The organism is Peribacillus sp. S4, from assembly GCF_046715815.1.
Classification (GTDB): domain Bacteria; phylum Bacillota; class Bacilli; order Bacillales; family DSM-1321; genus Peribacillus; species Peribacillus frigoritolerans.
This window is the reverse complement of record NZ_CP175708.1, coordinates 4,782,096-4,802,375: the sequence shown is the minus strand read 5'-3', so window position 1 is coordinate 4,802,375 and position 20,280 is coordinate 4,782,096. Positions and strand designations below refer to the sequence as shown.

The 20,280-nt window shown below is 36.6% G+C and carries 24 protein-coding genes; 20 read left to right on the top strand and 4 right to left on the bottom strand.

All coding sequences use genetic code 11. The features are described 5' to 3' along the window. Positions 1–281 precede the first annotated feature (281 nt). The 3 genes from ACJ9PY_RS22940 to ACJ9PY_RS22930 are packed head-to-tail and all read left to right on the top strand — an operon-like array spanning position 282 to position 1,342. Positions 282–647, top strand: coding sequence for a DUF2089 domain-containing protein (locus tag ACJ9PY_RS22940; protein ID WP_034310939.1), 366 nt, complete (start codon positions 282–284; stop codon positions 645–647). A gap of 13 nt (positions 648–660) precedes the next feature. Continuing rightward, positions 661–1,050: an SHOCT-like domain-containing protein gene (locus ACJ9PY_RS22935; protein ID WP_411739087.1), complete on the top strand. Its 390-nt coding sequence runs from the start codon at positions 661–663 to the stop codon at positions 1,048–1,050. A 10-nt stretch (positions 1,051–1,060) separates the two neighbouring features. Further along, entirely contained in the window at positions 1,061–1,342 is a 282-nt protein-coding gene (locus ACJ9PY_RS22930; protein WP_411739086.1) for a hypothetical protein, read from the top strand. A gap of 158 nt (positions 1,343–1,500) precedes the next feature. Here ACJ9PY_RS22930 and ACJ9PY_RS22925 read toward each other — a convergent pair whose 3' ends face one another. Then, positions 1,501–1,659, bottom strand: a complete 159-nt coding sequence (locus tag ACJ9PY_RS22925; protein ID WP_164468811.1) for a hypothetical protein — start codon at positions 1,657–1,659, stop codon at positions 1,501–1,503. 533 nt (positions 1,660–2,192) lie between these two features. Here ACJ9PY_RS22925 and ACJ9PY_RS22920 point away from each other — a divergent pair. The 4 genes from ACJ9PY_RS22920 (at position 2,193) to ACJ9PY_RS22905 (ending at position 6,517) form a co-directional block, all read left to right on the top strand. After that, a complete protein-coding gene (locus ACJ9PY_RS22920; RefSeq protein ID WP_411739085.1) occupies positions 2,193–2,867 on the top strand; it encodes a VOC family protein in 675 nt (224 codons plus the stop codon). Between the two features lie 42 nt (positions 2,868–2,909). After that, positions 2,910–3,356 carry a hypothetical protein gene (locus ACJ9PY_RS22915; protein ID WP_411739084.1) on the top strand — a complete coding sequence of 149 codons (447 nt, stop codon included), beginning with the start codon at positions 2,910–2,912 and terminating at the stop codon, positions 3,354–3,356. Positions 3,357–3,855: 499 nt separating this feature from the next. Continuing rightward, positions 3,856–5,496, top strand: a complete 1,641-nt coding sequence (locus ACJ9PY_RS22910) for a spore germination protein (protein ID WP_411739083.1) — start codon at positions 3,856–3,858, stop codon at positions 5,494–5,496. 529 nt (positions 5,497–6,025) lie between these two features. Continuing rightward, positions 6,026–6,517: a DUF6584 family protein gene (locus ACJ9PY_RS22905; RefSeq protein WP_283930944.1), complete on the top strand. Its 492-nt coding sequence runs from the start codon at positions 6,026–6,028 to the stop codon at positions 6,515–6,517. Positions 6,518–6,653: 136 nt separating this feature from the next. Here ACJ9PY_RS22905 and ACJ9PY_RS22900 read toward each other — a convergent pair whose 3' ends face one another. Beyond that, positions 6,654–7,298, bottom strand: coding sequence for a YitT family protein (locus ACJ9PY_RS22900; protein ID WP_328132072.1), 645 nt, complete (start codon positions 7,296–7,298; stop codon positions 6,654–6,656). A 106-nt stretch (positions 7,299–7,404) separates the two neighbouring features. Between ACJ9PY_RS22900 and ACJ9PY_RS22895 the strand changes: the two genes are divergently transcribed. The 11 genes from ACJ9PY_RS22895 to ACJ9PY_RS22845 all read left to right on the top strand — a co-directional run bounded on the left by ACJ9PY_RS22895 (position 7,405) and on the right by ACJ9PY_RS22845 (position 14,859). After that, the gene (locus ACJ9PY_RS22895; protein WP_411739082.1) at positions 7,405–7,857 is read left to right on the top strand and encodes a MarR family winged helix-turn-helix transcriptional regulator; all 453 of its coding nucleotides are present in this window, start codon (positions 7,405–7,407) and stop codon (positions 7,855–7,857) included. Positions 7,858–7,882: 25 nt separating this feature from the next. Then, positions 7,883–8,401, top strand: a complete 519-nt coding sequence (locus ACJ9PY_RS22890) for a GNAT family N-acetyltransferase (RefSeq protein ID WP_411739081.1) — start codon at positions 7,883–7,885, stop codon at positions 8,399–8,401. A gap of 264 nt (positions 8,402–8,665) precedes the next feature. Then, a complete protein-coding gene (locus ACJ9PY_RS22885) occupies positions 8,666–8,848 on the top strand; it encodes a hypothetical protein (RefSeq protein WP_096340372.1) in 183 nt (60 codons plus the stop codon). 68 nt (positions 8,849–8,916) lie between these two features. Continuing rightward, positions 8,917–9,048, top strand: a complete 132-nt coding sequence (locus ACJ9PY_RS22880; protein ID WP_330501727.1) for a DUF6254 family protein — start codon at positions 8,917–8,919, stop codon at positions 9,046–9,048. Between the two features lie 204 nt (positions 9,049–9,252). Next, positions 9,253–9,681: a hypothetical protein gene (locus tag ACJ9PY_RS22875; RefSeq protein WP_249599003.1), complete on the top strand. Its 429-nt coding sequence runs from the start codon at positions 9,253–9,255 to the stop codon at positions 9,679–9,681. A 154-nt stretch (positions 9,682–9,835) separates the two neighbouring features. After that, entirely contained in the window at positions 9,836–10,174 is a 339-nt protein-coding gene (locus ACJ9PY_RS22870) for a hypothetical protein (protein WP_411739080.1), read from the top strand. A 141-nt stretch (positions 10,175–10,315) separates the two neighbouring features. After that, positions 10,316–10,708 (top strand): GNAT family N-acetyltransferase, encoded by a 393-nt coding sequence (locus ACJ9PY_RS22865; protein WP_411739079.1) that lies wholly within the window; start codon positions 10,316–10,318, stop codon positions 10,706–10,708. Between the two features lie 445 nt (positions 10,709–11,153). Next, a complete protein-coding gene (locus ACJ9PY_RS22860; RefSeq protein WP_057279053.1) occupies positions 11,154–11,729 on the top strand; it encodes a TetR/AcrR family transcriptional regulator in 576 nt (191 codons plus the stop codon). Between the two features lie 111 nt (positions 11,730–11,840). Next, positions 11,841–12,689 (top strand): alpha/beta fold hydrolase, encoded by an 849-nt coding sequence (locus ACJ9PY_RS22855; RefSeq protein ID WP_411739078.1) that lies wholly within the window; start codon positions 11,841–11,843, stop codon positions 12,687–12,689. A 14-nt stretch (positions 12,690–12,703) separates the two neighbouring features. After that, positions 12,704–13,762 carry an alkene reductase gene (locus ACJ9PY_RS22850; protein WP_411739077.1) on the top strand — a complete coding sequence of 353 codons (1,059 nt, stop codon included), beginning with the start codon at positions 12,704–12,706 and terminating at the stop codon, positions 13,760–13,762. A gap of 104 nt (positions 13,763–13,866) precedes the next feature. Then, positions 13,867–14,859, top strand: a complete 993-nt coding sequence (locus ACJ9PY_RS22845) for an NADP-dependent oxidoreductase (RefSeq protein WP_411739076.1) — start codon at positions 13,867–13,869, stop codon at positions 14,857–14,859. 217 nt (positions 14,860–15,076) lie between these two features. Here the strand turns inward: ACJ9PY_RS22845 and ACJ9PY_RS22840 are convergent, their stop codons facing one another. After that, positions 15,077–16,309 (bottom strand): IS110 family transposase, encoded by a 1,233-nt coding sequence (locus tag ACJ9PY_RS22840; protein WP_411739049.1) that lies wholly within the window; start codon positions 16,307–16,309, stop codon positions 15,077–15,079. A gap of 625 nt (positions 16,310–16,934) precedes the next feature. On the opposite strand from ACJ9PY_RS22840, the gene ACJ9PY_RS22835 reads away from it, so the two are divergent. Then, entirely contained in the window at positions 16,935–18,179 is a 1,245-nt protein-coding gene (locus tag ACJ9PY_RS22835; RefSeq protein ID WP_063574979.1) for an NAD(P)/FAD-dependent oxidoreductase, read from the top strand. A gap of 383 nt (positions 18,180–18,562) precedes the next feature. Further along, positions 18,563–18,943, top strand: a complete 381-nt coding sequence (locus ACJ9PY_RS22830) for a winged helix-turn-helix transcriptional regulator (RefSeq protein ID WP_063577596.1) — start codon at positions 18,563–18,565, stop codon at positions 18,941–18,943. Between the two features lie 34 nt (positions 18,944–18,977). On the opposite strand, the gene ACJ9PY_RS22825 is transcribed toward ACJ9PY_RS22830, so the two are convergent. Continuing rightward, positions 18,978–20,048 (bottom strand): SDR family oxidoreductase, encoded by a 1,071-nt coding sequence (locus ACJ9PY_RS22825; protein WP_034310999.1) that lies wholly within the window; start codon positions 20,046–20,048, stop codon positions 18,978–18,980. Between the last annotated feature and the right edge of the window lie 232 nt (positions 20,049–20,280).

The window sequence follows — 20,280 nt, the reverse complement described above, 5'->3', positions numbered from 1 at the left end:
TTGAGGTGCTGCCCATTTATTGCAACACCTGTGTTAGTACCTTAAAAAAGGCCATCATTTGAAAACAAGCGTAACCCCGTTCAAAATTTGGGCGGGGTTACGCTTGTTCAATTTAACCATTATGGTAAATATAATACTTGGGTTGAATATAAAATCAATAATGTTAAATAACAAATTAATATTATTGATTTTTTTAGTTTAATAATTTAATTTATGTATTTATATTTTTAATTTATTGTTATATAATCGAATCAACTAAAAGGGAGGAATTGCATTCCATTATGGCTTATAAAGTAATCACAGAGTGTCCTGTCTGCAGTAAAACATTGAAAATTACAAAGTTGCAGTGCTCTCATTGCCACACTACGATTGAAAATGAGTTTGAATTATCTAAGCTGGCATCCTTATCAAAGGATCAGCTTCATTTTGTGGAAGTATTTTTAACATGCAGAGGGAATATCAAAGAAGTTGAAAAGGAGCTGGGGATTTCGTATCCCACGGTTCGAGGCAAGCTAACAGACATCATTTCATCCCTTGGATATGTGCAGAAGAAGAAAAATGAAGTAGACGAGAAAAAGGTTGTCACCATGTTGGAAAATGGCGAAATCACACCAGAAGAAGCCATTAAGCTCTTAAAAGAGGAATAGGGAGGAATTTATCATGAAAGAGGAAATAACAAGAGTGTTAACAATGGTTCAAGAAGGGAAAATTGACGCAGATAAGGGATCTGAACTGATTCAAATCTTAAAAGAGAAAGAAGAGACAGGTAATAAGCTTTTGGAAAAACCGACAAAATATTTAGATAAAACATTAAAAATTCGTGTTGTATCAGCCGAAAGTGATAACGTCACGGTCAACTTGCCTATAAAACTGGTCAAGGTAGTATTAATGGCTGGACACAGCATCGCAGCGAGTATTCCTCAATCGGAAAAATACGTTAAAGATGTAGACATAAGCCTTATCATGGAGGCAATCGAAAACGAATTAGATGGCCAAATTGTTGATATTAAATCGGCAAACGGGGATACCGTTTCAGTCATCATTGATTAGTGGGTTGTTTATGATGTATGTAAAAGTGAAAGCAAAAGACGTTCGGTTTACCATCCCAGTTCCTTATGCCATTTTAAATATTGTTATTTCCATTTTATCTTCAAAATTTCTTCAGCAAAATGTAAACAAATGGACAAAAGAACACTTCGAAAGAAAAAAACTGGACTTTACCTTTCCGCATATAGACAAAAATATGCTAAAGCCTATCGTCAAGGAACTGAAAAATTATAAAGGGATCGTGCTAGTTGATGTCAGAGCTAAGGACGGTACTGAGGTTAAGGTTAGACTATAATTTATTATAGAATACACCGACCACTGCCTGGCATTTTGAAGGGATATCCTAATTTCTCACAAAGTTATTTAATTTTAAAAGCTTAAACAAGCATAACCCCGTTCTATAGGACGGGGTTAAAAATATGTTGTTGCGCCCGATTGTTGACGGGCGCTTTTTTAATCGCGCATTGCTCCTGCCTCTCGGGAAGTCATTGCACCTTGTCCTTCGCTTACATCTTTTTGAATTTGTTGTTTTACTTTTTGTGCATCAGTTCCGGCAAATTCCGGTTTCATAATGGAGCCCGAGTTCCCTTTAGCTGGTTGATTCTGCTGCATACAATTCCTCCTCAATTTATGTTTAACACTCTTATTATTTACAAAAAGGTTCAAGAGTACTAATTGATTTTAAATGAAGTTCCCAAACTAACACCTTCAGCTCATCAGGTATGGTTTCTATATAAATGCTATAACAAAGTTGATTGGAGACAAAGGTGCGAGACTCCCGCGGAAAGCGAGTGCCTGTAGCGGAAATCCGCTGCAAATTGTACAAGCCATAAAAAAACGGGAGGCAAACTCGATTTCTTCAAATTTGTCTACAGTCTCAGCAATTCCTTAATTAGAAATGCTTTTCTTAATGAACTAACAGATGCTTTACTACATTATAAAGGAGCTGTCATCAGCCCCTTTTCGTATGCAGCTAAAGGGAATCAATAAGCGAGATTACAAAAGCAACAATGAGTTAGGTTGGTATATGTAGGTAAAAATAGAATAAATTTACTCTGAATGATAATTATGATTTAATCAGAATGTCAGTACGTTTTATAGATGACTTACTTAATATTAGATATACAAGGAAGGTGTTATTCTCAATGGAAATTAAATCGATTGTTTTACAGACTAAAAATTTAATGCAAATGAAAAATTTCTATATTGGAACGTTAGGTTTTTCTTTAATTAATGAAGATAAGAATAGCTTCCGAATGGGTATTGGCACAGGTGAAATGGAGTTTACAACAAAAGAAGTAAAAGGTGACCCCTATTATCACTTTGCTTTTAACATACCGGCTAACAAATTTAATGAGGCAAAATCGTGGGCAAAAGAAAGAGTGAGTTTACTTGTTGAAGTTGGGGAAGATGAAGTTAATTTTGCACATTTACCTGCCCATGCTCTTTATTTCTATGATCCTTCTGGTAATATAGTAGAATTTATTTCAAGATATGGAATTGCTGAAGATAGTATGGAGCCTTTTTCGGTTAAAAGCATTTTAAACATAAGTGAAATAGGTTTAATTGTAGAAGACACTATAAGTGTGAGCGAAAAATTAAAGGAAATTGGTGTGTACGAGCGCGACAATCATACAATAAGTAAAAATTCCCTTAATTTCATGGGTGAAAGAAGGAATGGAGTATTTATTATATTAGCCCAACCTGGGAGAAGGTGGATATTCTCCGATAAAACATCTGCCATATTTCCTCTTGAGATTACATTAAAAAATAACAATAAAATAATCATCAATTCCGATAATGAATTTCAGATATATTGAGACAGTGAGTGTATGGTTTTGATTCTTTGAGGGGGAAAGGCAATGATGAAAAAAGTTTGTATGATATTTATATTTGTTTCTGTACTTTTATTCGGGTGTAGCAATGAAAAAAAAGATCTGAAAGGAGACCCTGGGCTTGATAAATCCGAAAAGATAGAAGTATCGTCAGAAGAAAATCCAGAATTGGTTTTAAGCGTTATAGACAATCAAGATGAAGTAAATGAATTTGTTAATACACTTGAAATTAATAAATGGCGTATTGTAGATACGCCTTCAACTAAGGAGTATATTTATAAGATGTACCAAGAAGATACAGTCAAACTTGGAGAGCCAAATACAGATGAAAAGGGACTTAAACAAATTGCTACAATTATTACATATAAAGATAGCCCTTATATCGAACTTAGAACCAAGAAACTGCATTTGTATTTTAAAGTTCCAAAAGATGTAGCGGAATACCTATCTAATAAAGAGAACCAAAAACATTGACCATTCAACAATTTCGTCAACAGAATGTTATTTCAGCTTAATGAACCAGCTGGTAGTTTGTGAAGAATAGTACTAAATTAACGGGGCCGTTAGCTGAAGGTGGAGCTGTCTAAAAAGGCAGCTTTTTCTTATGGAGCTAAAGGGGCAGGCTAGTTCAACAGGGAAAAAAATAACCGTAGTAAAGGAAGCTGATTTTTTTAATGGAGATCCGGCTGCCATCTGTAGTTTCTTGCAGCTTAGTACAGCAAGCGCAGTTTATTATAAGTTTGATTCTTGTATAACCATCAATTGTAAGAGCATATTATTAAAAAATAAAACGTAGAGAGCTGCTCCTACAAAAAATCAAAAAAATATATTAAGAATGCTAAATGATTTTTATGGAGCTATCGTATTGATGAAAATTTCATTTACCACGTGTGGTTATACTTTCGTTAAATTATCCTAAAGAACAATTTTTGGACAAATTAGAACGAAAAAGGAAAGAACGAGGGTCGGTGCTATGGTTTCTTTTTTTAAACAAAAAGGACAAAGGGAAAAACCTGATAAGCAAGAAACGGACGTAAAAGGTCAATCTAAAAGTAAAATACCCCAATATATTGACAGCTATATAAAGGCCAATGTGGATATCGTGAAAGAAAAAACGGGAAATAGCCCAGATATCATTTTCCGAACGTTGAAGACGAGTCAAAATCCTGAGATTAAAGTGATCATTTTGTATGTACATGGTCTGATAGACAGTCAAAGCGTTACAGACTTTTTGATTGAATCCATCATGAAAAATCCTCAACTAAAAGAAAAGCTGCTTCCACATGAAGTGCTGGAGGTGATCTCTGAGGATGTGGTTTCACTTGGCGGTGTAGAAACCATCACAGAATGGGAAAAGTTATTTTTGTCATTATTATCAGGGGATAGCATCATTTTTGTTGACGGAATAAACATGGCATTGGTTGCAAGTACAAAAGGGGGGGAAAGGCGTTCCGTTCAGGAACCTAGCACAAATTCAGTGGTCCGCGGATCAAGAGAAGCATTTACGGAATCGAATGCGATAAATATAGCCTTGGTACGCCGCATCATTAAAAGTCCGGATTTATGGATAGAGCCGATGAAAATTGGGACGGTGACAAAGACGGATGTTTCCATCATGTATATAAATGGAATTGCCAAAGCAGGAATCGTCGAGGAGGTTAAAAAGCGCTTAAAAGGAATAAATATTGATAGCATTCTTGAATCCGGATATATTGAACAATTGATAGAAGACCAGGTCATGACCCCATTCCCCACTATTGACTATACAGAAAGACCTGATAAGGTCGCTGGCAATCTCCTTGAGGGAAGAGTAGCCATTTTTGTAAACGGAACACCTTTTGTCTTGCTGGTGCCTGCGTTATTTATTCAGTTCTTTCAATCTATCGAGGACTACTTTGCCCGATTTGATATAGCCTCATCTATACGTGTTTTACGTATTTTAATTTTTTTAATATCGCTAATTACCCCGTCTCTTTATGTGGCAGCTACAACGTTTCATCAGGAAATAATTCCGACTAAGTTGCTCGTCATTATTGCAGCACAACGGGAAACGGTCCCTTTTCCGGCAGTTATCGAAACATTCATGATGGAAGTTATATTCGAACTCTTACGAGAGGCAAGCATACGGATGCCCAAAGCGATTGGTTCAACTATGTCCATTGTTGGTGCTCTTGTAATTGGGCAGACTGCCGTTGAGGCTGGCATTGTATCACCGGCGATGGTCATCATCGTATCAATCACCGCCATTGCAAGTTTTGCGACCCCTTCCTATGCCATTACAATTTCGGCTCGCTTGCTGCGGTTCGTATTTATCATTTGCGCAGGCATAATGGGTTTATATGGTGTGATTCTCATCCTTTTTGTCGTCGTAGTTCATTTATGTAGCCTACGTTCATTCGGAGTTCCTTATATGTCACCACTTGCTCCACTTAACCCGGAAGGACTAGGAGATACATTCTTCAGGAGACCAATATGGGCGTTTAAAGACAGACCCAAATTTATAAGCTCCACTCATAATTTAAAAAGGGAAGGCAATAATCAAAGGCCGCTGCCTCCTACATCACGTGGAATCAAGACTTTTAACATGAAAAAAGGTGACGGCAATGAATCGTAAAAATAGATAGTTCTGTTCTTAATGATTCTGCCCGTATTCCTTATTGAATTCGGGTTGTTGTCCTTCACAGATCGTGTTAACTCTACATAAGCCTTAATGATCTCAGCTATGTCTGCTTTAGTATTAGCTGCGTGTGGTGAAGAAAAAGCACTATCTTGGAAAGGAGAATGGAAAAATTCAGGTGGAGATAAGAGTGTTTGTCGAAAATCCTTTACCTTAAAATAATTTTGAAATTCAAAATTCAAGAGTCCAAGGCAAATTGAGAGCAATGATTACGAATTTGATTATGGTGGCGGTTCTGACAACCTTACTATTATAGTCGAAAAAAATACGATGAAAGTCCATTCATCAGGCAAAGATACCATTTGCGAATATACTAAAGTCGATAAAATTAGAAATAAGTATGAAAATCCATGGGAGTAAAAATTGAAGATTGGATTATGTAACTATAGGGGCAGGTTGTTGGAGAAGGAACTATTTTGAACGATCTAGAAATAAAGACTATAAAGAAAATATATGAGGTGTTTGTATAGAAAAGATACCTGTTAAAACGATTAAGAAGATAGAAGAGGACATTGAAAAAAATGATTTAGGGAAAGCAAGGGATAGGCTACACGGTTTAATTTCGACCTATCCTAATGAGTTAGAACTGCGCAGAAAGCTTGGGGACATCTATTTTGCATTGAAATACCCTTCAATGGCAGGTCGTTACTGGTATTTAGAAAAGAATAAGACATCAGAGATGGTAAAAGCGTGCATTTTGTTCGAAAAATCTATGGGAAACGATCCTTTCAGAATAGCACGAGCTCTGAAATTTAAAGGTGATAGTGAAATTTTAATAGAACTGGAATTGGATCAGGTAATTTCACCTATACAAAATAAAGTGAAAGAGAGTCTGCTGGAACAACCTGACGATCGATTGAAAGATAATTTGGTTAGTTTGGGTTGCTTCTCAATAATCATATTAACAATTCTCTTTGCATTAATCGGAGTTTACGCTCTTTTCACCTGGATTTTTTGATCCGTAATCTTGCTTATAAAAGAGTTTTATAGTACTTGTTCTTTCCCTAACGGGTGCGTTACTTTTAAAATCTGGCTGCCATCGCTGGCAGTCTTTTTAGGGGCAGGTTAGTTGAGCAATAAAGATAAAAATCATTCTATATTGAATGTTTTTTATCTTTATCATAATTCGGTGATGTACTAGGGTGTGTTAATATGCGGTCTAGTACTTTTTCAGTAAATGGCATAAAGTAATTGAGTATTAGCCCGCCTAAACAAACGGTTAATAAAGTTCCAACGCCAATTGGTCCATTTGATATCATTGCCATTATCAAGAATGCAAGGTAAATGGCTGTTCTCGAAAAAAATATATTTGTTTTCGTTAATTCTTGTATGATTAATGTTAATCGGTCAACTGGAATCGGTGCAAAATTTGTGTGTAAATATGTTGCCGTTCCTAATCCTATAACAACCAAGCCGATTCCAAAACAAATAACTTTGCTGTACCATAGTTCAGGTGTTATCAAATTGTGCAATATAAAAAGCCACATATCAATCCCGATACCCGTTATAAATGCTGTTAACAACCCCAAAACTTCTGGTCTTTGCCTTTTTAAAAATGAATTAAAACATATCAAGATCAAAGCTATTATGATTTCCCAACTTCCCACAGTAAGCCCAGCATTTATGGATAGCCCCACCAAAAGTGCATCAAAAGGTGAAGTCCCAAGATCTGATTGTATAGTGAAAGAAATACCAAGGGTTAATATTAAAATTCCTAATACATAAAAAACATATTTCACTATACCGCCCCCCTTTTTTTTGTTGCAAACGCAACAAAATTACGTTAAATTAAATATAGGTCATTTTTATTGCATTTGCAACAAAATACGCGCTAAGGAGTTCATTATGAAGGAAATTCTTCGTGAAATTGGAATGATAGCAAGGGCATTAGATTCCATAAGCAATATCGAATTTAAAGAACATGACCTTACAAAAGGGCAGTATTTGTACCTTGTGCGAATATGTGAAAATCCAGGAATGATTCAGGAAAAGTTAGCTGAGATGATAAAAGTAGATCGAACAACAGCAGCTCGTGCTATAAAAAAACTTGAAATCAATGGCTTTATTGAAAAGAAAGAAGATAAACACAACAAAAAAATTAAAAAGCTCTTTCCAACGGAGAAAGGAAAAAGTATTTATCCTTTTATAAAAAGAGAAAATGATTATTCCAATACCGTTGCATTAGAGGGACTTTCGGAAAGAGAAGTAGAAACCATTTCCGATCTTCTTCAAAAAGTAAGAAAAAATGTAGAGAAAGACTGGGAATTTGTAAAAAAGGGAAACAAGAGAAATTATTGATTATATAAAGGAGCGGCATATTTAAATGACTACAAATATTAAAAAGTGTACCCTAGACGATTCACGCATTCTTCAAGAAATTAGTTATGAAACATTTAATGAGACATTTAAGCATCAGAATTCACCCGAAAATATGAATGCTTATTTGGAAAAGGCATTTAACTTAAACCAATTAGAAAAAGAATTAGCCAATGTTTCTTCGCAATTCTATTTTGTTTATTTTAATAATGAAGTCGCTGGATATTTAAAGGTCAATACCAATGATGCTCAGACTGAAGAAATGGGTGATGATTCACTTGAAGTCGAGCGGATTTATATAAAGAACAAATTTCAAAAACATGGGCTTGGTAAGTGTCTGCTAAATAAAGCAATGGACATGGCGATGGAACGTAATAAAAAGAAAATCTGGCTGGGCGTATGGGAAAAAAATGAAAATGCCATTGGTTTTTATAAGAAAATTGGGTTTGTTCAAACTGGAGCCCACTCTTTTTATATGGGGGATGAAGAACAAACGGACTTTATAATGACCAAAACACTCATATAACTTATCTTGAAAGTGCATCATTGATAAATAATGAAGGAAATCAGCCAAATACGAAACAAATGGCAGAAATGATGAAAAGAATTAAAAAAATCACATATAAGGCCATTTTATTTTGGATGGTACTGCACGAACGGTTAAAAACGGACTCATTATTCACTTTATTATTTACCCGAATTACATGACGGATTCATGCTACTGCCGGTTTTATTCGGAGTATATTTCTTCTTTGAAATCTCATACTAAAGATAAGAAGGAGGGGTATACATGGCAAAACGAACAAAGAAAAATGGTGCAGATCAAAAAAACAAACAAGGGTTTGATTCAAGCAAAACTGATTCTGAATTCTCTAAAGAATTCGGCAGTGCAAATGCCAATCAAGCACATAAAAATAAAGCAAAAAAAGAAAAAGCATCTAAAAATCAGGGTGAGTGGAAAGGCATGCATTGATGCCTGCTCGAGTACGCTTATCGTGCTTCAAACTTTTTACTTAACTTTATATAAAGGAGCTTATTTAGATGACTCAATCTAAGCGACAGCAAGAACGCCAATGGAAAGATCGTAAACAATCGCAGAATCCACATGGTAAGGTCCCTTCATTTGAACAATTAGCTGATGATACGGGCAAAAATGAATCTGAAACTAAATAAAACGGTTCTCTTTTCGTTACCTAAAAGGCCATAATCATCGATGATTATGGTCTTTTTAGATTTTTATTACGAGCTGGATTTTTAGAATGATTCGTATGTATCCCCTTAAGTAGATACTGTAAAAGACAAAGACTACATAAAATTGCGGAGTATTACAAAACCTTTCAGTAAGGAGTTTTTTGGAAGGGGGGAAAGATCAGATATATGTTTTCATTACGGGGAGATGCTCATAAAATTTATCTTCAATTAAAAAAAGCATCAAACAAAGACCGTTCTTTCAAAGGGATGAAGAAACTGATTGAAGTGGAAGAAATTCAAAATTTTTATAGTTCGATTGATAGCGATACGTTAAAAAAAGTTTATTATTGTATGATAAAAGAGAAAAACGGATCGGGGATCATTCCTATTATAATATCCTCTGGGCCTTGGCTTTTTCTTCTGTTTTCAAATCAATTGCAAGATTTCCTTTTTAAAGATGGGAGTTTGCTTTGGGTCGTCTTTAGTATAATATATATTTCCATTCTTTCCATAAGTGTGTTTCTTCACTTTCATGAAAGATCATGGTCTTTTGTTCATATTGAAATCATTCAAGAAATTTTACATGATCGAAAAGGGATAAGGGATAAGGCCTGACGTTCCCTCAATTTTTCGGATGATAGTTATCTACAAACTCAGCGATTCTTTAATAAGAATCGCTTTTCTTATTGAACTAATAGGATAGGTTACTTTAACAAAAGTCATGTAAAATATTATAAAAAAGCGTGTAGTAGAGGAGTCAGAAAATAATATGGAATGTTTTTGTGAACAAAAAGAAACATATGAGTTGAAAGTTGAAGGAGATGTTGGGGCGGATCCTATATGGTGCAATCAATGTGGTTGTAACTTGGATATAGGTCTAATTTCAAATACGTTAACAAATGAATTGATTGAATGGGTAAATAGGTATGGTGAATGGATTGATTGGGATGAAGATAAATTGCTTCCTAATGGGATTGAACTTGAAGAAGAACACAATAAACAAGGCTTAACTTTAACGGATAAAATTAAGAAAGAACTTGAAGGGAAATATAGAATTAAATTTTCACCTTCGGCAATGGCAAGAATGTATGCAAATAAAAATCATTAACCCTTATTCCACGGAGCTGTCTTTAAGGCAGCTTTTTCTTTATGCAACTAATGGTGGCAGGGGAGTTCATGAAGGACAAATGGAAGTTTATATCGAACTTAATGAAGTAAGAGCTTAATAAATGGTAAAAGAGGGATAACAATGACTGTTTCATTTAACCCCGTTTCCAAAGATGAAAAGCATATTCTTCAGAATTTATATTCCCTTTATTTACATGACCTTTCGGAGTTTACCGAGGGTTTAGACATATCAACAGATGGCTCATTTGAATTTGATTCATTTGAATTAATTTGGAAGGAGGAAGGATTAACCCCATACTTTTTGAAAAAATATAGAAGAAAAGGTGCTGCAATATCATTATTAAAGGAATTGTTTAAACAAAAAAAAGGTAGTTACTTTGTTGTTCAATTAGCCAATAATATCCCTGCTGTTATATTTTGGAGAAAGATTTTCAGTGAGCTAAATATAGATTTTGAAGAAAAAAAGCAAATTGTCGATAATGAAGAATGTTTGGTTCAATCCTTTCAAATTTAAACAGATAAACAACGGGTGCGTTGGCTGAAGATCGGAGCTGTCTTTTAGGCAGCTTTTTCTTATGGCAACTATCGGGGCAGTTTGGTTGAGTAAGGGCTCAGATGTTTTTTCTAATTGCTGTTTCTTGTTTATTTGGTATGAGTGCATGTGAAAGAGTTTGATCCATTAATTGTACAGTGGAAGAAAACAATCCTGAAGAAACTAAACGAATAAAGAAATGCTTGGCGGTACCCCTAGGTGAAAGTTAAAGGATAACATTGTGGTATGCAGCAAATGTGTTGGGGATTATTGGATAGTTATAATTCTTTACTAATCGTTCTAAAAAGGGTATTATTTAATCATGGTTTGAAATTCATGTGTTTATTTTAGAACGTTCATTCTATAATGGATTATGACGTTTGTTTTTGTTAGTATTGGTTCATGGATTTTTTAAAGGAGAAATAAAATGGCTAGAAGTAAAGAGTTTGACGAAAAAGCAGTATTAAGAAAAGCAATGGAGCTTTTCTGGGAACAGGGTTATGAAAAAACATCCATGCAAGATTTGGTGGATCATATGGGAATACACCGCAGGAGTATATATGATACATTTGGTGACAAGCGTTCATTGTTTTTAGCTTCCCTTAATCACTATGAAGAGCTCATCGTCAATGAGATGGAAAGGATAATTAGTAGCACTTCATCCATTAAACAGACGATACGTGATGTTTTTATTTTCGTACTGAATTCCATTGAACAATACCCAAAAGGTTGTCTATCAGTAAATGCAGCCATAGAATTATCTTTGCTGGACAAAGAAATTGGACGCATAGTTACAAAAATGTTTAACCGTACTGAAGATATGTTTAATAACCTTATAAAACGGGGCCAGACTAGTGGAGAGCTATCAAAAGAAATCGATTCTGATAACACATCTCGTTTCTTACACAACAATTTGGTAGGTATAAGAGTACTAATAAAAACTAATTACAATAAAAAAGAATTAGAAGGCATCATCACTCTAGCACTTTCAGTGTTGGACTAGCTTTCTTTTTTTTACCCTTTCTAGAACGTTCATTCTAAAAATAACATGAAACAAACCATCATATTGCATACTTATAAAACCGTTTTTAAATTTCTAAGGAGGAACACAATAATGACTAACTTTAAAATACCAACAGAATCACAATTTATTGAAGCAGATGGAGTTCGTTACGCATATAGAAAATTTGGTACACAAGATGGTATACCAGTAGTATTTCTTGTTCACTTTAGAGGAACGATGGAAAACTGGGATCCAAACATGCTTGAACCTATTGCAAATACACGCCCAGTAATCTTGTTTGACAATAAAGGGGTTGGTGAGACCGATGGACTAACGCCTACTACAATTGCGGATATGGCAAAAGATACAGCAACATTTATAAAAGCTCTTGGATTAGAACAAGTTGACATTCTTGGTTTTTCCATTGGTGGCATGGTTGCACAAGAGCTAGCTTTACAAGAGGGAGATTTAGTAAGAAAAATTATTATGGCAGGTACTTCGCCTGAATCTGGTATTAATCCAAATCCAGAAATTTTGGAAAGAATGAATCGTCACGGCGGAACGGAAGAAGATGGAATAAATGATTTTATGTTCTTTTTCTACGGACAAACCGAAACAAGTAAATCTGCAGGAATGGCTTCACTACAAAGAATTTTTAATCAGAAAAAAGTAAACAGTTCAGAACAAGTAAAAGAGGCACAATTACAAGCCATTGCAAAATGGGCTAAACAAAAATCCAATCATGATTATGAATGGTTACAAAACATCAAACACCCTGTACTTGTTACTAATGGTGTTAATGATGTGATGGTACCGACTAAAAACAGTTATATCTTAACAGAGAAATTACCCAAAGCACAGCTGATCATATATCCTGATTCTGGTCACGGGCACCTGTTTCAATTTCCAGAACTATTTGCAGAACACGTAAATTCATTCCTTGATTCTAATTCTTATTAAAAAGGAGTATTCATATGAGCAGATTATTTGAAACAGTTCGTATCGGAAACATTGACTTGAAAAATCGTATAGGAATGGCTCCGATGACTAGAAACAGAGCTTTACCAGATGGTACACCGAGCGATTTAATAGCAGAGTACTATGGTCAGCGTGCTTCAGTCGGTTTAATTATAAGCGAAGGAACCCAACCTTCAGATGATGGGCAAGGTTACACTAATACACCTGGAATTTATACAGAAAATCATATTAAAGGGTGGAAAAAAGTAACTTCTAAAGTTCATGGTGAAGGCGGTCATATTTTTGTTCAGCTTATGCATGTGGGACGTGTATCACACCCTGATAACACACCTCACCACCGCCAAGCAGTTGCACCGTCAGCTATTGCACCTGGTGTAGAAATCTTCACTGCAGAAGGAATGAAAGAAATTCCAACACCAAGAGAATTGAGTGAGCTTGAGATAAAAGATGTTATCAATGAGTTTCGTTTAGCAGCACGTTCAGCAATTGAAGCTGGTGCAGACGGAGTTGAAATTCACGGAGCGAATGGTTATCTGATCCAACAATTCCTTAGTGAAAACTCCAATCATCGTCAAGATGCATACGGTGGTACGATTGAGGGGCGTTCTCGATTCGCTATTGAAGTAGCTAAAGCAGTTGTTGATGAAATAGGAGCAGAAAGAACAGGCATCCGTTTTTCTCCTCAAGGAACACTGCAAGGCATTGATGAGGGGGAAAATAGCCTTGAGATGTATCGCTATTTAATAAGTGAATTAAATAAGCTTAACCTTGCATATCTGCATTTAATGCACTTCGGAAACGAGCAATTCCTAAAAGATGTGCGTCAACTTTGGGATCAATCACTTCTTGTTAACCGTCCAGGCCGTCCTCTAGATCAACTTTCGTCTGATGTAGATAATAATCTTGCAGATATTGTCACAGTAGGCACTTGGGTACTAGCTAATCCAGACTTTGCAGAACGGATTCAATCAGGTGTTCCCCTAAACGAACCTGATAAAAACACGCTCTATGCAGGGGGAAAAGAAGGTTATACAGATTATCCTTTCTTAAAATAATTTATTTAATATGAATATCCCATCCAGGGATATTCATAATCTTTTTTCTTAGGGTTCGTTATGAAAAGATACATGTGCGTTAAATAAAAATGTGGAGGATTATAATGAAAGCTTTAGCAATTGAAAACTACGGTAAAAATCCAAATTTTTTAGACTTCCCTATGCCCAAAATAAATAATGATGAGGTGTTAGTTGAGATATATGCGGCAAGTATAAATCCTCTTGATACAAAAATTCGAAAAGGTGAATTAAAATTATTATTGAAATACAAGATGCCGTTAATTTTAGGAAATGATTTTTCTGGAAAAATTGTTGAAGTAGGTACTAGTGTCACGAAGTTTAAAGTCGGTGATGAGGTATATGGTCGACCTAGAGCAAATAAAATGGGAACTTTTACTGAATATATCTCTGTTAACCAAGAAGATATTGCATTAAAACCTAAAAATTTAAGTTTTGAAGAAGCCGCCTCCATCCCTCTAATCGGATTGACATCCTACCAAGCTTTGCATGATATTCTGCGAATTGAAAAAGGACATAAAATATTAATACATGCAGGTTCAGGGGGAGTAGGAACATTTGCTATCCAACTTGCAAAACATATGGGTGCTTTTGTCGCAACTACAGCTAGTGATGGTACTGATTTGGTGAGATCTCTTGGCGCTGACGAAGTTATTAATTACAAGAAAGAAAAGTTCGAACATTCGATTCGTGACTACAACGCAGTTCTTGATACCATTGGGGGGGCGACATTAGAGAAATCATTTGTAACATTAAAAAAAGGAGGAAAGATTGTTTCTATATCTGGAATCCCGAATGGTCGCTTTGCTAAAGAAAACGGATTTAGTTCATTAAAAAAAACCTTATTTTCCATTGCAAGTTATAAACTTACGAAGCTAGAAAAAAAACATAATGTCCAATACACGTTTCTTTTTATGAAGCATAGTGGAGAGCAGTTAAAAATTTTAACAGAAATGTTAGAGTCAGAAGTAATTAAGCCTACACTTGATAAAGTTTTTATTTTCGAAGATGCCCAAAAAGCATTGGAGTATGCAGAGACGGGAAGAGCAAAAGGAAAAATAATACTTAAATTAAAATAATCAGTCTTATCTAACAAACCTTTCCTTAGGTAGAAAGTGTTTGTTTTTTTAACTTATCGAGGTTGCTTATATAACTAACGGGTGTTTACTTCTTTAACAGGAGCTGATCAGCAGCTCATTTTGTATGAAAACACAATAGTAAAAAAGCCATGCTAAAATAAACCCTCCATATTCTCATTTTTTTGATGGGGGTAAATGTACTATGTTGTTATTTAAGTTATGCAGTTTGTTGTTCAGATGGAGCGATTGTATAGCCTTTCTTTTTTAGGTATTCGATCATTTTTAATTCTTTGTTATTTTGTTTTTCTTCAAGGTAATTTGAGCCTAGTTCATGATAAGGTTCTCCTGTTTTTAAGATGTTGTAAGTAATCGTTAATAGTAAATGGGCAGATGCGATTCGTCCCTTCATTTTCCCCTGTCGTTTAGTAATCCTTTTTCGATGTGAAGCAATTCGATTATTTTGCCTTGATGTTGCTAATACACATTCTACGGCCATTGTTTTTAAAGCTTTATTTCCTTGTGTGGTTTTACTCGTTTTTTTTTTACCAGCACTTTCGTAATTTCCAGGACTCACACCAGCCCAAGAGGCAAGATGTTTAGCTGACTTAAATACGGACATATCAACACCCATCTCCGCAATAAAAGTGGCTGCGGCAGCTTTGTTCACACCAGGTATACCATCCAATAATTCTACTTCCTTACGATAGGGGGACAGGAGTTGATCGATTTGTTTTTCCAATTCTTCTATGGTTTGTTCTAAATAACCCATATGATCCCAATGGTAACGCAACATATCACGATGATGACGGCGAATACGACCATTAATTGCACTGGCAATGTCAGTTATACTTGCTTTTGTTCGCCAATCCACCATTTTTCGAAGACCATCGGTCTCTATTTTTTCACCATTTAGAATCGCTTCAAGGATACGACGTCCCGATAAACCAAAAATGTCTGATAGAACGGATGTTAGCTTGATATTAGCATCTTGAAGGATTTTGTGAATGCGATTCTGCTCTGATGTGCGATGATGAATCAATTTTTTTCGATAACGAGTAAGATCTCGTAAATCACGAATATCCTCTGGTGGGACAAAATTGTTTTCAATAAGTCCGCATCTTAGAAGCTTGGCAAGCCATTCGGCATCTTTCACATCAGTTTTACGCCCTGGAACATTTTTGACATGTCTGGCATTGGCAAGAACAAGGTGAAAAGAACCTTCGAGTATATTCCATATTGGTTTCCAGTAGACTCCGGTACTTTCCATCACAACATCGGATACCTGAAGGGTAGCGAGCCAATCACTTAAAGCCAAGAGTCCTGTTGTTGTAGTTGAAAAAGTTTCAATAGAGGTCTTTGGCTTTTTATCTAATGGACCAAATAATACACAGGCTACTACAGTTTCTTGGTGTACATCTAGGCCAGCACACCGTTCAATCATTGCTTCCATAGGAGAAATCACCTCAAAAAAGATTAACAATACATATGACAGGGGATTTGTTACAAAAATTTTTGTATACGTACTAGCAGTACACTAAATGGTTCTTCCATACTGTCACAACCAGTTTCTTATACAGGGTATCTTCCTTAAGATCCACCAAAAAAAGTTCAGCCTGGTTGTATTGTTATTTTCAATTATTGTCAAGGGGTTAATGGGTTAGACTCTATTTTGAATTTAGATTTTCGTAGTAGATGGTGGCGGCGGAGCGCCGCCATAGGAGTTTCTTATGCAACTAACGGGGCAGGTTGAATAAGACATGCTATAATTTCACTACTTTCCTTTTGATTCTCTAGTGAGAGGGGGATAAAAGAATAAGCGAGCAATCGTAAGAAATACTTAATTAACTGAGGGAGTTCTATAAGAAGAAGTAAAAAAAGTCGATTCCTTAACGTAGAGGAGATCGACTTTTTAAGTTGGAATTCTCTTTACTTATTTGGTTTTAACTTCCATAATTTATGTATGTAGTATATTCTTATCAATTTCCCTCATTACTTTAATTCATAGGAGCATTAACTTTAAAATTCCGGTAATGGATAAGCAAGTTAATAATTGTACTTAAAAATGGAGTGATACGATGAATAAGAAGTATGATGTCATCATTACTGGTGCTAGATGTGCCGGCTCTACCCTGGCAATCTATCTTGCTAAGTTAGGTTTCCATGTGTTGTTAGTGGACCGATCGACTTTTCCAAGGGACACATTATCAACCCATACCTTTTTCAATAATACTGTCGCTCTTCTTCGAGAAATAGGTGTCCTGGACAAGTTATTGGAAACAAAAGCACCACCGGTACGGGATATTAAATTTCAATTTGAGGATACCGTGATAGAAGGCCTCATCCCCGAGGTTTACGGAGAGGACAGTTGTTATTGTATTAGAAGAACTTATCTCGATCATATCCTACTTGAAAAAGCCAAATCTCAAATGAATGTAACCGTTTTAGAAGGATTTCGTGTGACGGATGTCATTCGTGATGACGAAACAGTAATAGGCGTGAAAGGTTTAGGCGGCAACAACGAGAAACAAGAATTTTTAGCTCGCCTGGTAGTCGGAGCAGACGGCCGTTCTTCTATTATTCGCAAGCTGGTAAAAAGTGAACTCAAAATAAGTATTCCGGCAACAGTCGGCATCTATTTCGGGTATTTCTCTGGATTTCGTCACGATAATGTCCCTAAATTTGAAGTATACAAGATAAAAGATAACACAGCCATTCTCTTTCCGACGAATGATGATTTATATGTTATTGTCGGCATTTTCCCATTAGAAAATAAGGAATTGATAGAACGGTTGAAATTAAATCCGGAGAGCTGTCTACGCAATTTCTTAACAGATAACTTTCCGAATACAACAATTGGGGCGCGCTTGAAAAATGCAGACCTAGTAGAACCGGTCAAAGGCATTCTAGGATATGATAATTACTGGTATAAAGGAATGGGAAAAGGATGGGCGTTGGTTGGGGATGCAGTTTGTTTTAAAGATCCTGGCATGGCGCAGGGTATCCATGATGCTATATGTGGAGCACGTTTATTATCCAATATTCTTTTAAAGTATAAGAGACAATCCAATCAATCAAATGAAATGTCTGAAGAATATCAAAAGGCAATAGAAGATGAGTTTATGGTTCGGTTTCACATGGGATGCCAAATTTCGAAGAATGAACGCATATCTGAACAACAGGATGCTGTCAACAAGCTAATCAGTTCCCATCCAGAGGCTATAGAGAAGTTTTTAGGGATTTACAATTACGCAAACGAGCCCGTTGTTTTAGAAAAAGAAATCGCACGAATTATGCAGTCGTGGGCTAGCAATGATTTTTAGAAATTAAGTGATTCAAGTACAAAAATAATATGACAAATAGGTGCATTGCAATCCATAAGGTACTTATTTTACTAACGGGTGCTTAATTGAAGAGCCGGCTGCCATCGGGCAGCTTCTTTTGTTTATGCAACTAACGGGGCAAGAAATTTCAATGATAAACCGAATTAATCCCACGGTATAATATGTAATGTAAATACATAAGAGCCAACAAGGGGGAGTTATTAATGTTTCAGTTTTTCTTATTGTTGGGATAGTAAGTATTGTTATTTCAGGTGTTTTTATCGGAGGATGGACCGATGGACGGATATTTAATGGCTCCAATTCATATGATGTATACCAGTGACCTGTGTCGGAATATTCTTAAAAGGAAGGTAAGGTGTGTAATGAAGGATCCTAATAAGATTTACAACACTGCGGTAGAGGCAACTTTGGAGGTGATTGGAGGAAAGTGGAAACCCGTAATTCTCTTTCATCTAACATTTGGAAAGAAACGTAACAATGAATTGAAAAGCTTAATACCCGCAATTACTCAAAAAATGTTAACGCAGCAACTTCGGGAGCTTGAAGAGGAAGGCGTCATCCTGCGCATTTCTTACAATCAGGTTCCACCAAAAGTCGAATATGAGTTAACAGACTACGGCTGGAGTCTAAAGGAGATCCTGCATCTGATGTGTAGGTGGGGGGATTCGCATATAGAGAGAAAGTACGGGGGAAGAGCTACCGTCCTAGCCAATCTACAGCTTGAAGACGTACATAACATATAAGGAGCCGACCTAATATACAAGGCCGGCTTTTTGTTTACGGGATAACTTTACGTTTGCGGAAGTCGTCGAAGATATTCATAAACATCGCTTCGGTATCGACGTATTCGTGAAAACCTAAGCGGCGGGCCTTAGTTCCGTCGGCGAAGAAATCGTAATCCCAAGAGAACACGAAATCACCGAATCGCCAGGAGGATACGTCTTGATAGGAGTGCCGAGCAAGCCCATGGTTCTTGACCATTTTGTTCCAGAGTTGCTCCTTGTCCGCCATGACAACGTCCAGTGACATCTGCAGCGGAGGCGCCGTCTCCAAGCCGAAGTAGTGAGCGATCTTCGGCCATAATTCATTCCAACGGAACAGATCGCCGTTAGTGATGTTAAATGCCTGATTAGCACAACGCTCTTCAGTCGCCGCCCATACTGTTGCCTTCGCGAGAAGCCCCGCATCTGTCATCTCCAAGAGGCTGTCATAGGCACCTGGTTTGCCCGGAAACCGTAGCGGAATTCCAAGCTCCTTCGAAATTGAGGCGTAGATCGCAATAACCATGGCGAGGTTCATCGGATTTCCAAGCGAGAAACCGCAGACTACAGAAGGACGGAGCGCCGACCAAGTCCAAGCCTTTCCTTTTTGCCTTTGTTCTAAGAAATCTTGCTGATCAATATTGAACTCGGGTGGCATATGGTTAGCGTCTGTCTCACGGGCAGGGGTCTTGAACGGGCCGAGATGTGCGCCGTATACTTTGTATCCCTGCATCAAACTGACATGTTTTAAACCCGGCGCGATTGGTTCTATCGTTTCTACGGTATTCACTAGCATGGCGAGGTTGGGAGGAACAAGTTCGGCCCAAGTTGGACGGTCCTGATAGGCGGCATAGAAGATGTGTGTTACCTCAGTTAAACTGTTTAGCTTCTCGCGGGTGTCGTCTATATTGAGTAGATCCGCAGCCACATACCGGACACGGCCGACAGACTCTCCGCCTCGACGCGATACGCCGATCACGTCCCAGTCAGGGAGAGTAATGAGGTGATCAATAAGGTTGCGTCCGATAACACCATTTGCACCTACGACCAAGGCGACTTTGCGTGTTGTTTGAGATTCATTATTTATAGTATTTCAGCTCCTTCTGTATTGTGCTTTGTTCACTGTTATTTTGCATCAAAAAACCACACTTGAGAAGTACGCACTTTGAAGTACCATAAGCACTTTTTTGTAATCCAGGAGTGCTTATAAGACATATATTTTGTATTAATAACATCAAAAAAGCCATCATTTTATAATAATGCTAATTTACTAAATTGTTATATGATCCTTTCACTTCTCTTATTCGTTCTTGCGCTAA